Raw genomic sequence first — 15,932 nt, forward strand, 5'->3', positions numbered from 1 at the left:
AGGATATAATATGTCTAGAAAATATAATACTGAAACTCTATACTTTACGGACAAGCTTAGGAATAAACTATCAGATATAAAGTTTTATCCACTAACAATAATGGAAGCACCTTGTGGATATGGTAAAACAACTGCAGCAAAAGAACTTTTAAATAAACAAGAGAAAAGAGTATCATGGATGGTATTGGATAGCAATTCGATAAAGGATTTTTGGATAAAGTTTTGTGATTGCTTTTCAGGGATAGATGAAAATACAGCTTTAAAGATGAAAAAAATTAGTATTAATAAAGATATAAGCTCATTTAAAGAAGTTTTCATTTTATTTGAAAATGTCCATATATCTGAAGAAGTTATTTTAGTAATTGATAATTTTCAATTAATTCAAAATGATATTATTATTAATTTTATAATAAGGATTTCTGAAATATTAAAGAAAATTCGCATAGTAATTCTTACTCAGAATAGCATTTTGGAAAATGTTCTTGATGTTATTTTAAAAAAGCAGCTAAATTACATAACTAAATCATATTTTGAGCTCGATGCGTGTGATATTCAGAAATATTATGATTTTTGTGGAATTGATATAAATGAAAATGAAGCATTGAAACTTTATAAATATTGTGGAGGTTGGATAAGTATTCTGTACTTTCAAATGATTGACTATATTGAAAATAAAAGTTTTCAATTATCAGACAAAGCCTACTTTTTTATAGAAAAAATTATAAATGATAAGTTTTCAGAAGAAGCAAAGACTAATTTTTTGAAAATTTCTGTATGTGAAGATTTTACAATAGAAAAGTTAAAGTTTATATTGGAAAGCACTGACGTATCAAGCTTCATTGAAGAAATACGTAAAGCAAATATTTTTGTGGAATATAATGCAGATAAAAAAGTGTATTATATTCAAAAAATCTTAACAGATTATTGGCAAAAGAAATTTGAGAAGCTTGATACAAATTTTCAAAATAAGGTCTTATCAATGCTTGGAAAGTGGCTCCAAAATGATAAAAAATACTTGAAGGCAATATTTACTTTTTATAAAATAAAGGATTTTCAATCTATTTTTAGCATGAATGTTGAAGTTGATAGCATTACAAAAGATATGAATATAAAAGATGAAGATACAATATTGGAAATCGTGCAAACATGTCCTAAAGAAATTAAAGAGAAGTATCCTAAAAGTCTTTTAGGATTTGCTTTGATATTGTCTCAATATAAGGAGTGGAATTATCTTGGGCTACTAGAAAAAGAAATCGAGAATAGTATAGAAAATAATAGAACATTATCATTAAGTGAAAAAAGAAATATTAAAGCAGCGTTGTCCTTCTTTTTAGCTTTTACAACATGCAAAGATATTAAAGTAATTAATGAGGAGATTAAAAAAGCTTATAACGTTCTTGGAGGGCATCAAACAAAGTTTATAAATCTTAGAAAAACATGGACATGGGGATTACCATCTATATTATACATATTTCATAGAAAAAGTGGAGAATTAGATAAGGAACTCAAAAGCATGAATGAATGCGTACAATATTATTATGGCTTAACAGACAATCATGATTATGGCGTTGAAGCAGTAATGGAAGCAGAGATACGTTTTAACAGAGGTGATTTTAAAGGAGCAGAAATGCTATGCTATAAAGCAATTTATATGTCAGACTATGTGTCTGAAAATAAAAAACAATACAGTATATATTTGTGTGCTGTATTTATTATGCTACGTCTTTCTATAGTATATGGAAATGTGCGCCAACTAAACAATTCATTAAAAAAGTTAAAAGAAAAGATAAAAGAATGCGATCTTACTCGAGTTATAGATTTATGTGAAGGATTCATATTCAGTAGCATTGGACAGGCAGAATTAATACCTGAACGGCTTCGTTTAGGTAAAATTGAAAAAGAGGGAATTTCGTTTCTGACTGTTTCATATTCAAACATAATTTATGGAAAAGCATTATTTTTGAAAGGAGAGTATCTAAAGCTTCTGGGAATTAGTCAGCAATTTTTAGAGGTTGCAAGTGCTTTTGAAAGTGTCTATTCGTATATATATATTCACATACATATGGCATTAGCGAATTTAAAACTTAATGAAAGAGGTAGAGCAGTTGAATTTATTAAAGTCGCCTTGGAGATAGCGGTACCAGATAAAATTTATATGCCTTTTGTGGAAAATGGAGAGTATATACTAGAAATATTCGATGAATTAAAGCAGAATAACTTATACAAAAGCAGTATAAGCGATGTATTAAAACTATATGGAGAGTATAAAAGCGGTTTGGATAAAATAAGAAATTCGGACATATTCAATAAAGTACCACAAATGACTGAACGAGAATTGGAAGTTGCAATGCTTGCAGCTCAAAATTTAACTAATAGAGAGATTGGGGAACAATTATATATTTCACAAAATACTGTTAAATTTTACTTAAAATCAATCTTTAGCAAACTATCAATTACATCTAGATCTCAATTGAAAGTGTATTTTTAAATCATAACTTTAATAAAATTCAAAAATTGCATAATTTTACCCATGGTGGGTAGGTTACATGAAATATATTATATTTTATACTAAATACATGATAAGAGCTCAATATATCATAACTATTGATATCATATTAATGCACTAAATATTTCAATAAATTTAGGAAGAAATGATGTTAGATTAGGAATATATTTTTTTATCAAATTTCATTCCATATTATCCTAGAAATGATAGCAAATAGATTTTGGTATAAAGTTATTAGTTTTTGTAAAGCAGCAATTTTATAAAGGGGATGATAAAATGCAGCAATTGGAGTTTAATGGAGAGGAAATTTTAATTAGGGAAAGAATAGAAGGCGCTAGTAGAAGAGGATATTCTTTTCTTAAAAGAACTATGGATATATTTTGTTCATTAATTGGACTAGTAGTATTAAGCCCGATATTATTAGCGGTTGCGATTGCAATCAAACTTGAATCAAAAGGACCGACTATTTTTTCTCAAGAAAGGATCGGAAAAGGAGGCAAAAGGTTCAAGATATATAAGTTTAGGTCAATGGTAGTTAATGCAGAAGAGCTGAAGGAAAAACTAAGTGGCAAGAACGAAATGAGTGGGCCGATGTTTAAAATGAAGGAAGATCCAAGAGTTACTAAGGTTGGAAAGTTTATAAGAAAGACAAGCATTGATGAATTTCCACAGTTATTCAATATTTTAAAGGGAGAAATGAGTTTAGTAGGACCAAGACCTTCACTACCAAAAGAAGTTATGAATTTTGACGATTGGATGCTAGAAAGGTTAGAGGTGAAACCTGGATTAACTTGCTACTGGCAAGTATCTGGTAGAAATGATATTGACTTCGAGGACTGGATGAAGTTGGACGTTAAGTATGTAAAAGAAAGAAATACTTTAATTGACATAAAGTTAATATTTAAAACATTTTTTATACTTTTTGGAGATGAACATGCTAGATAGAAAGAGGGAGAAAATAAGATGAAAATAGTGGTTGCAGGAACCGGGTATGTTGGGTTAGTTACAGGGGCGTGCCTTTCAGAAGTAGGACATAGCGTGACTTGTGTAGATATTGATGAAAAGAAGATTCAAAAGATGAAACAAGGAATTTCACCAATATATGAGCCGGGATTAGGTGAATTGTTAAAGAAAAACAATGATAATGGGAAATTAAATTTCACAACAGACTACAAAAATGCATATAAAGATGCTGATTTGGTATTTATAGGTGTTGGAACGCCAGAAAGAGAAGATGGTTCAGCTAACTTGGATTACGTATTTAATGTATGCAAACAAATTTCGGATAACATAGAAAAAGATTGTTTGGTAGTGGTTAAATCAACGGTACCAATAGGAACTAATGATAAGGTAGAGGAATTCTTGAGAGAAAACCTTAAAAATAATGACATTCATGTTGAAGTAGCATCAAATCCAGAGTTTTTAGCACAAGGGACTGCCGTCATCGATACCTTATATGCTAAAAGAATAGTAATTGGCGTTGAATCAGAAAAAGCAGAAAATATTATGAAAGAAATTTATAAACCATATAATCAACCAATAGTTGTAACTAATAGAAGAAGCGCAGAAATGATAAAATACGCCTCAAATGATTTTTTAGCTCTTAAGATTTCCTTTATAAATGAAATAGCAAATTTCTGTGAAATGGTTGGAGCAGATATTGAAGATGTAGCAAAAGGGATGAGCTTTGACCCAAGAATAGGAGATAAATTTTTAAAAGCGGGGATTGGATATGGTGGATCATGTTTCCCTAAGGATACAAAGGCACTTCACTGGTTAGCAAATGATAATGGATATGAACTAAAAACAATAAAAGCAACAATAGAAGTAAATCAAAATCAAAAATACAAATTATTTAGAGCAGCAAAACAAAGAGTTGGAAGTTTAAAGGGACTGAAAGTAGCCGTTCTTGGATTAACCTTTAAACCAGGAACAGATGATTTAAGGGAAGCGCCATCAATACCTAATGTAAGAAGATTACTAGATGAGGGAGCAGAAGTAGTGGCGTATGATCCAGTAGGAGAAGATAATTTTAAGAGAATTTACCCTAATATTAAATATGTAGAAACTCCAGAAGAAACTTTAGAAGGAGCCCATATGGCATTTATCTTCACAGAATGGGATGAAATTAAGAAAATAAGTCCAACCCAATATATTGAATTGATGAATAATCCAATTCTATTTGATGGTAGAAATTGTTATAAAATTAACGATATGAGAAATTTTGGAATTGACTATTATTCTGTTGGTAGAAAAGCTGTTCTGAATTTAAAAAATAAATCAAATAAAGAAGTCGCAGCAACAATAATGTAATATAAGGAGAACAGACAATGAAACATGTATTTATTATAGGGTCAAAAGGCATACCAGCAAAATATGGAGGATTTGAAACCTTCGTTGAAAAATTAACAGAAGGAAAAAAAAGTAGAGAAATAAAATATCATGTTTCTTGCTTAGCAAATAATACAAAGACTTTTGAACATCATGGAGCCAGATGTTTTAATGTAAAAGTACCTGATATTGGACCTGCAAAAGCAGTTTATTATGATATAGCAGCATTAAAAGAATGCATTAAATATATAAAAAAAAATAGCATTAAAATGCCAATAGTATATATTTTAGCATGTAGAATAGGACCTTTTGTGGGTCACTATAAAAAACAATTAAATAAATTAGGGGGAAGTCTAATTGTTAATCCAGATGGTCATGAGTGGAAGAGAGCAAAATGGAATAAATTTATAAGAAGATATTGGAAAGTGTCGGAAAGATATATGGTTAAACATGCAGACTTACTAGTATGTGATTCTAAAAACATTGAAAAATATATAAAAGAAGATTATAAAAAATACAGTCCTAAAACCACCTTTATAGCATATGGAGCTGATATTAAAAAATCAAAATTATCTGATGATGATATTATTTTACGTCAGTGGTATAAAGACAAAGATATCAAGAAGAAAGAATATTACCTAGTTGTAGGGAGATTTGTTCCAGAAAATAATTATGAAACTATGATAGCTGAGTTTATGAAATCAAAAACCAATAAAGATTTTGTATTAATAACAAATGTAGAAAAAAATAAATTCTATGATGAATTAAGAAATAAGACTGAATTTTATAAAGATAAAAGAATTAAATTTGTTGGAACCGTGTATAACCAAGAAATATTGAAAAAGATTAGAGAAAATGCATATGGGTATTTACATGGTCATGAAGTAGGAGGAACAAATCCCTCTTTATTAGAGGCATTAGCAATAACTGATCTGAATCTTTTGTTAGATGTTGGATTTAACAAGGAAGTGGGAGAAGATGGAGCTGTATATTTTAACAAAGAAAATAATAATTTAGCTAATCTTATAAATAGATTAGAGAATGTTGATGAGATTTATATAAAATCTTTAGGATCTAAAGCTAAGGACAGAATTAAGAAGGGATATACATGGAGCTACATCATTGATAAATATGAAAATATGTTTCATGAAAATAAAACTGTATACGGTGAAGTGGATAGTAACCAGTCAGCGATAATTCAGATATGATCCAACACTCACTACAATTTTAAGTGAAAAAATTTATTGATATAAACTATATTTATGAACAATTCGGGTTTAATAATATATTTTTATATAATTAAGTGAAAAAGGATTGAAATTATATGAATAATAAGGTTTGTGCATTGATAATAACTTATAACATAGATGAAAAAATAATAGAAGTAGCAAGCTCAATTGTTAATCAGGTAGAACTTTTGGTAATTGTAGATAATTCATCTAAGCCACAAACTATAAAGTTACTAGAAAGATTAAATAAAAATCTAAAGATTAAAGTAATATTTAATAAGGAAAATTGTGGAATAGCAAAAGCTTTAAATCAAGGAATTAATTTTACGAAAGAAAATAAGTATGAGTGGATTTTAACATTAGATCATGATAGTGTATGCGAAAAGGATATGATAAAAAATATGCTATCCTGTTTAAATGATTATGGTGATAAAGATAATATTGGAATATTAACACCTAAAATATTTGAAATACATAAACAAAACTTTATATCAAAAAGTAGTCATCAAGAGCGTAAATATATTAAAGTTAAAGATTGCATTCAATCAGGAGCACTTATCAACCTGAAAGTTTTTGATAAGATAGGATATTTTAATGAAGACTTATTTATATATCATGTAGATTTTGATTTCTGCCAAAGATTATTAAAAGCAAATTATGATATAGTTCAATGCAATAACGTAACGCTATATCATGAGGAAGGATATAAAGTAGCAAAGAGGTTTCTTTGGAAAAAAGTATTTTACAATAATTATAGTTCTTCAGCAATTTATTATATAACTAGAAATACAATCTATATGTGTAAAACATATAACGTGATTTATATAAAGAGAATTGTTAAAGATTTTATTTTTATAACATTATTTGATAAAAAGAGAAAAGAAAGACTTTTTTATTTCTTAAAAGGAATTCATGATGGAATTTTAAATAAATATGGAAAATTAGAAATAATACCGAAATAGGAGTGTGATGGTATGAAAGGAATAATTTTAGCTGGTGGATCAGGAACAAGACTTTATCCGGTAACAAAAGCAATGTCAAAACAAATGGTACCAATTTATGATAAACCAATGATATATTACCCATTGTCAGTTTTAATGCTTGCAGGGATAAGAGATATTTTAATTATATCTACACCAAGAGATATAGTTAATTTTAATGAACTTTTTAGAACTGGGGAAGATTTGGGTTTGAATATCGAATATGCGGTTCAGGAAAAACCTAATGGACTCGCCGAGGCTTTTATTATTGGTGAAGAATTCATTGGGGACGACAACGTAGCAATGGTTCTTGGAGATAATATATTTTATGGACAAGGTTTCTCAAAACATCTTAAGAAAGCAGCTAGTTTAAAGGGCGGAGCATGTGTGTTTGGATATTATGTTCAAAATCCTAAAGAGTTTGGGGTGGTTGAATTTGATAGAAGTGGAAAAGTTATTTCGTTAGAAGAAAAACCTGAGAATCCAAAATCAAAATATGCAATACCAGGGCTGTATTTCTATGACAATTCAGTAATTGAAAAAGCCAAGAAGTTGAAACCTTCCCAAAGAGGAGAACTTGAAATAACAGATTTGAATAAAGCTTATATGAAAGATGGAGCATTAAAAGTACAATTACTAGGCAGAGGAATGGCATGGCTTGATACTGGAAACCATGTGTCCATGCTTCAAGCATCAAATTTTGTTGAGGCAATCCAGCATACGCAAGGAACATATATAGCATGTCTTGAGGAAATAGCTTATAGGCAAGGATGGATTAGTTCACAAAAAGTTATTGAATTATCAAAATCGTTAATGAAAACTGGATATGGTAAATATCTGGTAGATATAGTACAAGAAATTGAATCAGAAAAAGCAAGTGAAGAAATTGCAGCAGCAAATTATAGTATAGGTGGTAGTTATGAAAAATTTTAATTTTAATCTTACAAGGATCGATGGAGTATACATAATAGAGCCTAAAACTTTTGGAGATAGTAGAGGCTACTTTATGGAAACTTATAGTAAAGAACAATTTTGTGAAGCTGGACTTAGTATGAATTTTGTTCAAGATAATGAATCAAAATCGAGCAAAGGAGTTTTAAGAGGTCTTCATTTTCAAAAAAAACATAGTCAAGGAAAGCTTGTTAGAGTAACTAAAGGTGAAGTTTTTGATGTAGCAGTTGATTTAAGAACTGGATCTCCTACTTATGGGCAATGGGAAGGCGTTATTTTAAGTGATAAGAATAAAAAGCAATTCTATATTCCGGAAGGCTTTGCACATGGTTTTTTAGTTTTATCAGATGAAGCTGTATTTAATTATAAATGTACAGATTTTTACTCACCAGAATATGATGGCGGGGTCATGTGGAATGATCCGGAAATTAATATAGAATGGCCTTTAGATTTAATAAAAAATATAATTTTATCTGAAAAAGATAAGACTTATCCAAATTTAAAGAAACTAGACTTGAGAGAATATAAAGATTTTGTATATAAGAAGTAAAAAAATATGGATTATATTTAAAAAAACTATTATTAAAATATAAGATATTAATTTTTTATTAGAGATAGGGTGTGAGAGATATATGAAGATATTAATAACAGGATGCAATGGCCAACTAGGCAACGAACTTCAAAGTATAATAAAATCTGGAAAAGCAGAGATTGATGAAGTTTCAGGAAGTATAAGAAAATCAGAAGTTATAGCATTAGATGTAGATAAGCTTGATATAACAAATTTAACTCAAGTAAAAGAAATATTAAATGATGTTAAACCAGATGTTGTAATAAATTGTGCAGCAGCGACAAATGTTGATGGATGTGAAGGCAATAATGATTTTTCATTTAGAGTTAATTCTATAGGGCCTAGAAATTTAGCTATAATTTGTGAAGAAATAGGAGCTAAATTGGTTCAAGTTTCAACTGATTATGTGTTTAGTGGAGCTTCTAATAGACCATTAACAGAATATGATTTAACAGCGCCTTATAGTGTTTATGGAAAAACTAAGCTTCTAGGTGAACAATATGTGCAGCAATTTTGTTCAAAGTATTTTATTGTTAGAACAGCCTGGTTATATGGGTATATAGGTAAGAACTTCGTTTATACCATGATGAGACTTGGCAAAGAAAAGGACATAATTAAAGTTGTAGATGATCAAAGAGGAAGCCCAACTCATGCCAATGATCTAGCTTATCACATTTTAAAGCTCATTGAAACAGAAGAATATGGAATATATCACTGTACAGGTAAGGGAGAATGCACATGGTATGAGTTTGCTAAAATAATAATTGAATTATGTGGCGAAAAATGTGAAGTTAAACCTTGTACTTCAGAAGAGTATATAACTCCAGCAAAAAGACCAGAATACTCATCACTTGATAATATGATGTTAAGATCTACTGTTGGTGATGAAATGAGAGATTGGAAAGAAGCAATAAAATCATTTATTGAGAAAGTTATGAAAGGTGACAGTCATCAGGAAGGGGTAGAATGATGAAGACATATTTAGTTACAGGTGGAGCTGGATTTATAGGCTCAAACTTTGTTTTATACATGTTAAATAAATATAAAGATATTAAGATAATAAATTTAGATAAATTAACTTATGCAGGAAATTTAGAAAATCTTAAATCAATAGAAAATGATGAAAGATATACATTTGTTCAGGGTGATATTTGTGATAAAGAATTAGTATCAAGTTTATTTGAAAAATATGAGATAGATTATGTAACTCATTTTGCAGCAGAATCTCATGTTGATAGAAGTATAAAACAGCCTGAGGTATTTGTTAAAACAAATGTACTTGGAACAGTTAACATGCTTAATTGTGCAAAAAATGCATGGGAAACAGAAAATGGATTTAAAGAGGGTGTGAAATTTCTTCATGTATCAACGGATGAAGTATATGGATCATTAGGAGAGGAAGGATATTTTATGGAAACAACTCCATTAGATCCTCATAGCCCATATTCATCGAGTAAAGCAAGTTCAGATTTTATGGTTAAGGCATATTATGATACATATAAAATGCCAATTAACATAACAAGATGTTCAAATAATTATGGCCCATTCCAATTTCCAGAGAAGTTAATTCCATTGTTAATAAATAACTGTTTAAAACATAAGGAATTACCTATATATGGAGATGGAATGAACATACGCGATTGGTTATTTGTAGAAGATCATGCAAAGGCAATTGATATGGTTGTTAATAATGGTAGACCTGGACAGGTTTATAATGTTGGCGGGCATAATGAGAGAGCAAACATACAAATAGTTAAAACAGTTATATCATATATACATGAAAATGTGGATAAAGAAGTAAATGAAAGCTTAATTAAATATGTTACCGATAGAAAAGGTCATGATAGAAGATATGGAATAGCACCAGATAAAATAAAAAAAGAACTTGGATGGTATCCTGAAACTACTTTTGAAGTTGGAATAAAGAAGACTATCAAGTGGTATTTAGATAATGCAGAGTGGATGATAAATGTTACTTCTGGAGATTATCAAAAATATTATGAGAGGATGTATAAATAAAAATTTAGTTAAGTAGCATAAGGAGAAAGATATGGTATCTATCATTATACCAACATATAATAGAGCAAATACATTAGTGAGATGTATTAAAAGCCTATTAAATCAAACATATTCGGACTTTGAAATAATTATAGTTGATGATAGGTCAACTGATAACTCTGAAGCAATAATAAAAAATATATGTGATTCAAGAATAAAATATATTAAGCATGAAAAAAATTTGGGAGCTAATGCAGCTAGAAATACAGGGATAAAATATGCAGTTGGTGAGTTTATTGCATTTCAGGATAGCGATGATGAATGGGTGAATAATAAGTTAGAGATTCAGCTTAGAGAGCTAAAAAATAGTAATGCTGATATAGTAGCTAGCTCATTTATTAGATATATGGGAAAGAGAAAAACACTTCTTCCTAAGGAAAAAATAAAAGATAATTGTGCAGCCATAAGGCTATTACGTAAGAATTATATTAGTACCCAAACGGTATTAGGAAAAGCAGAATGTTTTAAAAATAACGAGTTTGATAAAAAATTGCCCAGATTTCAAGATTGGGAACTAATGATAAGACTAACACGCAAATATAAAATTCATTTTATAAATAGACCATTAGCTAATGTATATGTTCAAGATGATAGTATTACAAAGAAACCACTTAAGGCTATAGAAGCATTAAAGATAATTATGAGTAAGCATAAGGAGTTATTCGACAATGATCATGTAGCAAAAGCTGGTTTTTACAATCTTTTAGGAGATATATACTTAAGTATGAATGATTTTAAGCATTGTTATTATATTAAATCATTAAAGTATAACAAGTTAAATTATAAAACTTATATAAGAATTTGTATTTATTATATAAAAAGAATAAGTCAAAAACTAAAATGATAGACAATTAAAAGTAAGGGTGTATTTATGAAGATTTGTTTTGTAACAAGTAATATATTCAGTTCAGGTGGGGTGCAGAGAGTTACCACTGTATTAGCCAACGAGTTAGTTAAATATAACGAAGTGGATATACTATGCGCTTCAGATAAATATAAACCAAATTACGAATTATATAATTTAAATAAAAGTATTAACGTAGAAATAAATGGTATTATGCATAAAAAGAGGCTGATTTCAAAGTTAGTTTGTAAAAGTTTGATGATATTGAATAATAAAACAGGTATATTTAATAAAAATAAATGTATAAACATATTAAATAAAGTGTATTTTCCAGGAAAAATACAAAAAAACTTTCTGGAATACTTAAATACAAAAAAATATGATGTGATAATTGCAGTAGAAGCGTTATATAGCATGTTAATAGGTTCAATAGCAAATGAGTTAAATGCTAAAACTATAGGTTGGCAACATAATTCTTATGAAGCATATTTTCAAACTAAGGACAAGTATTGTTGGAATATAGATAAAATGTTTAAAAGAAATATATCAATGTTAGATAAGTGTGTAGTTTTAACAGAACATGACAAAAATAAAATTAAAGAAAAAATGGGAATCAAAAGTATATGCATATATAATCCATTGAGTTTTACATCAGAACAAAAATCTAACTGTAATAATAGAAATATACTATCGGTTGGTAGATTAGTACAAGAACAAAAAGGATTTGATTTATTGTTAGATGCATATAAAATAGTTTCAAAAAAGCATCCAAATTGGAAATTAATTATAGTGGGTGATGGACCTGATAAGGAAAAATTAGAAAATAAGATATTGGAACTTCAGTTAGTGAACAATGTGGAAATTAGGCCTTTTACCACTAATGTCAATTATTATTATTTAAATTCATCTATTTTTGTATCATCATCTAGATGGGAAGGATTTGGATTAGTAATAACAGAGGCTATGGAATGTGGACTACCAGTAGTAGCATTTGCTAATAGTGGTCCTAAAGAAATAATAAATAAAGATGGAATTAATGGAGTATTGGTTCCAACTAAAAATGTAAAAGAATTAGCACTACAAATAATAAATTTAATTGAAAATTATAATAAAAGAAAAGATATGTCTATAAAGGCCATTGAAAGAGCTCAAGATTTTAATGTTAAGAGCGTAGTTGAAAAATGGAAAAGAGTTTTAGAACTTTTATAGGAGATTTATTTATGAAAATAGAAAGTACTAATGGAATAGAATTAAATCTGATAAATATAAAAAGTAGTATTGTTTATAAGTTAATGAGTTTTATAATATTTTTTACTTTTATCTTTTCCTACCAATTAAGGTGTGGACTATTAGGTGACAAAATAGGTGGTTTAAATATTACAGTCTTAGCATTAATAATATTATTATTTTTATTATATTTCAACAATATAGATAAGAAATACATGATTTTAGTATATATAGTGAATATGTGTGTGTTTATCAGTGCTATTTATTCTAATAAAAGCATATATAAAGGTTTTGTTGTATGTGGATATTTTACAATTCCATTAATATTAATAGGTATAAATTTAAAGAAAAACTTATTCATAGAGTTCACAAATAAATATATAAAAGTATTAAATATACTTATGATAATTATAACTGTAATGGGGGTTTTAGATATAGCTACTAATCAACGTTTGATGGTATTTGTATCTAAATTTATGACTTCAAAAACACAAGAGCTAATTAGTACACAGATAGATGCTAGTATAGCAAATTATAGAATGTATTCTCTTATGGGGCATCCGTTATTTAATACACAATTATATTTAATGTTTTATACAATTAATATAAATTATACTAGATACATTAATAAAATATTGGATACAAGAATTGTAACTTTTATTACTATTTTAGGAATAGTATTAACTAAAAGTAAATCAGGGATGATTTTATTAGTAATATGTTTATTAGTACAACATGCAAAAAAAATAAAAATCAGAAATTTTATTATATCATTTTTAGCAATAATATTTCTATTTTTCGCTGGAATTTTTAATACTACAATTGAGAGATTTGATGGAAGTTTAACGAGTGGCAGAAATGAAATGTGGGACCTAATCCAGCAGTCAAATATGTATCCCATAAAGGTATTTTCAGGATATGGTCTAGGTGCTACTTTTAGATATAATGACATTATTAAAAATGCATCATCTGCATTTGAATATCCGGTTAGAATGTTCTCTTTTGAAATTGGAATGGTACCTTCAGTATTAATTTTTAGTTGTTTATTATATCCGATTTTAAAATTAATAAGGCGTAGGCAGTATTCCCTGGCAATTGCATATAGCATAATATTTGCAGATGTAAATACCTATAATGGATTGTCATTGCAAAGTGATAATATGATAATTTTATGTTTATTTATTTTAACAATACTAAATATATCTAATTATGCTTTAAAGAGAAAAGAAAGATCAGGACATAGCGTTTAAGTTATGATTGTAAAGGAGTAAAAATGTATAATAAATATCAAATAAGTATTATTGTACCTGTTTACAATGTAGAAAAATATGTAGAGAAATGTGTAAAATCACTATTAAAGCAAACCTTTAAAAATTATGAGATTATACTTGTAAATGATGGCTCTACCGATTCCTCATATGAAATAATTAAAAAAATAGAAGAGGATAATAATAACGTAAGTGTAATAACTCAAAAAAATCAAGGACAGGGAAAGGCAAGAAGTGAGGGGATAAAACAAGCAAAAGGTGAATACCTAACTTTTGTAGATAGTGATGATTGGGTTTCGGAGGATTATTTAGAAAAGTTGTATAATTCACTAAAGGATAATAATGCAGATATTTCGGTATGCAATGTTGCATGGGTTATGGAGAAGTCTAATGAAATTATATCATTTAAAGGATTTAATTTCAGTACTTTAACATCAGAAGAAGCAATAAACGAGCTATTGTTAGATAAAAGTGTAAATAGCTATACATGGGGGAAATTATATAAGAAGGATATATTTATAAAGAATAAAGTAGATTTTCCACCTAGAATGTTATATGAAGATCTAGCAGTAATAATACAAACCTTTTACTATGCAAATAAAATAACATTTATAAATGATAACTGCTATTATTACCTGCAGAGTGAAAAAAGCAGCACTAGAACGCCAAATATAAATTGTATATATCACAGATTAAAAGCTTTAAAATTAGTAAAGGACTTTTTGGTAAAAAATAATGAATTTGATAAATACAAAAAGATATATACTCACTTTTGTTTGTTTCATCTATATTTAATGCAAAAGCAGGTATACTTTTGGAATTTTAAGGAGCATGAAAAGCAAGTTATACATAATGTGATGGAATGTATAGAAGAGAAAAGTATAACTAATGATATGTTAAGAAAAACATTTTTAACAAAGCAACAAAAGTTAGAGATACTAACCTTTAATAAGAATAAAGCATTATATAGACTAGTAACTATTTATTATAATTTAAAGTCAAGAATCTCCAATAAGATTGATATTTAAAGGAAAGAGGGATAGGATGATGTACGAAGAATTGAAATATTCTGTTTATTGTGATTTATATAGAGCTTATGGATATTATAGTAAGTGGTTATTAATAAAAGTACTTTTAGCATTAAAGACATTACCTACCTCAAAATATATAGTGGTATTACGAGTGTGCAAATATTTAAAAAATAGCAATAGCAAATTTAAAAATATATTAGGAAAATTAGTAGGGTTTTATCTTAGAAGATTACAAGTAAAATTGGGGATTGAAATTAGTCCAATAACTAAAATTAATGAAGGGTTGGCGATACCTCACATAGGGGGGATTGTTATGGCTGGAAATACAGTTATAGGTAAGAATTGCACTATTCTTAATGGAGTTTCAATAGGTTCTAATTTATTTAGACATAGATTTAAGGCTGCCACAATAGGTGATAATGTTTTTATAGGAACAGGAGCTAAGATAATAGGACCCGTAACAATTGGCAATAATGTTACAATAGGAGCGAATTCGGTAGTTACAAAGGATATACCAAATGGAGTTGTTGTAGCTGGAAATCCTGCTAAAGTAATATCAAACAAAGATTCAATTGTTATTTATGGAGACTATAAATCAAGAAATGAATATATCAAAGGGGGAAAGGGGAAGCTTAAATGATTAAAAAGAAGATTATTAGGAGAATATGTAAAATAATATTTTTAATCATAAATAAAATACCATGCAGAGAGGGAAAAGTGGCATTTACCAATTTTCTTAATTGTATAAAAAGGTTTCTATTAAGAAAAGTATTTATTAAGGTTGGGAATAATGCAAATATTAGACCTAATATTAGATTTATATTAGGACGAAATATAAGTATAGGAAATAATTCAAGTATAGGATATAGGTGCTATTTACAAGATGGAGCACAAATTACTATTGGCGATGATGTTATGATGGGGCCAGAAGTTAAA

14 protein-coding genes are annotated in these 15,932 nt (G+C 28.3%); all 14 read left to right on the forward strand.

What is annotated here, in order from left to right; all coding sequences use genetic code 11:
• Window positions 1-10: 10 nt before the first annotated feature.
• Window positions 11-2,488, forward strand: a complete 2,478-nt coding sequence (locus T483_RS0123800; protein ID WP_026889071.1) for a helix-turn-helix transcriptional regulator — start codon at window positions 11-13, stop codon at window positions 2,486-2,488.
• Window positions 2,489-2,782: 294 nt separating this feature from the next.
• Window positions 2,783-3,451 carry a sugar transferase gene (locus tag T483_RS0123805; RefSeq protein ID WP_026889072.1) on the forward strand — a complete coding sequence of 223 codons (669 nt, stop codon included), beginning with the start codon at window positions 2,783-2,785 and terminating at the stop codon, window positions 3,449-3,451.
• Between the two features lie 18 nt (window positions 3,452-3,469).
• Entirely contained in the window at window positions 3,470-4,819 is a 1,350-nt protein-coding gene (locus tag T483_RS0123810) for a UDP-glucose dehydrogenase family protein (protein ID WP_026889073.1), read from the forward strand.
• A gap of 17 nt (window positions 4,820-4,836) precedes the next feature.
• Window positions 4,837-6,045: a beta 1-4 rhamnosyltransferase Cps2T gene (gene cps2T, locus T483_RS29775; RefSeq protein WP_051560542.1), complete on the forward strand. Its 1,209-nt coding sequence runs from the start codon at window positions 4,837-4,839 to the stop codon at window positions 6,043-6,045.
• A 116-nt stretch (window positions 6,046-6,161) separates the two neighbouring features.
• Window positions 6,162-7,028, forward strand: coding sequence for a glycosyltransferase family 2 protein (locus T483_RS0123820; RefSeq protein ID WP_026889074.1), 867 nt, complete (start codon window positions 6,162-6,164; stop codon window positions 7,026-7,028).
• A gap of 12 nt (window positions 7,029-7,040) precedes the next feature.
• On the forward strand, window positions 7,041-7,979 hold the full coding sequence (rfbA, locus tag T483_RS0123825; protein WP_026889075.1) for a glucose-1-phosphate thymidylyltransferase RfbA: 939 nt from the start codon (window positions 7,041-7,043) through the stop codon (window positions 7,977-7,979).
• Window positions 7,966-8,547, forward strand: a complete 582-nt coding sequence (gene rfbC / locus T483_RS0123830) for a dTDP-4-dehydrorhamnose 3,5-epimerase (RefSeq protein WP_026889076.1) — start codon at window positions 7,966-7,968, stop codon at window positions 8,545-8,547. The genes rfbA and rfbC overlap by 14 nt, the downstream gene beginning before the upstream one ends.
• Window positions 8,548-8,629: 82 nt before the next feature.
• Window positions 8,630-9,538 (forward strand): dTDP-4-dehydrorhamnose reductase, encoded by a 909-nt coding sequence (gene rfbD / locus T483_RS0123835; RefSeq protein WP_026889077.1) that lies wholly within the window; start codon window positions 8,630-8,632, stop codon window positions 9,536-9,538.
• Window positions 9,538-10,587, forward strand: a complete 1,050-nt coding sequence (rfbB, locus tag T483_RS0123840; protein ID WP_026889078.1) for a dTDP-glucose 4,6-dehydratase — start codon at window positions 9,538-9,540, stop codon at window positions 10,585-10,587. The genes rfbD and rfbB overlap by 1 nt, the downstream gene beginning before the upstream one ends.
• 31 nt (window positions 10,588-10,618) lie before the next feature.
• Complete coding sequence (locus tag T483_RS29780) at window positions 10,619-11,470, forward strand: glycosyltransferase family 2 protein (protein WP_023973425.1); 852 nt, start codon at window positions 10,619-10,621, stop codon at window positions 11,468-11,470.
• A 27-nt stretch (window positions 11,471-11,497) separates the two neighbouring features.
• On the forward strand, window positions 11,498-12,679 hold the full coding sequence (locus T483_RS0123850; protein WP_026889079.1) for a glycosyltransferase family 4 protein: 1,182 nt from the start codon (window positions 11,498-11,500) through the stop codon (window positions 12,677-12,679).
• An 11-nt stretch (window positions 12,680-12,690) separates the two neighbouring features.
• Complete coding sequence (locus T483_RS0123855; protein ID WP_155268539.1) at window positions 12,691-13,947, forward strand: hypothetical protein; 1,257 nt, start codon at window positions 12,691-12,693, stop codon at window positions 13,945-13,947.
• A gap of 23 nt (window positions 13,948-13,970) precedes the next feature.
• A complete protein-coding gene (locus T483_RS29785) occupies window positions 13,971-14,993 on the forward strand; it encodes a glycosyltransferase family 2 protein (RefSeq protein WP_051560544.1) in 1,023 nt (340 codons plus the stop codon).
• Window positions 14,994-15,009: 16 nt separating this feature from the next.
• Window positions 15,010-15,636 carry a serine O-acetyltransferase gene (locus tag T483_RS32545; RefSeq protein WP_051560546.1) on the forward strand — a complete coding sequence of 209 codons (627 nt, stop codon included), beginning with the start codon at window positions 15,010-15,012 and terminating at the stop codon, window positions 15,634-15,636.
• Window positions 15,637-15,932: the final 296 nt, after the last annotated feature.

This window comes from Clostridium beijerinckii HUN142 (assembly GCF_000621745.1).
GTDB lineage: Bacteria > Bacillota > Clostridia > Clostridiales > Clostridiaceae > Clostridium > Clostridium beijerinckii_A.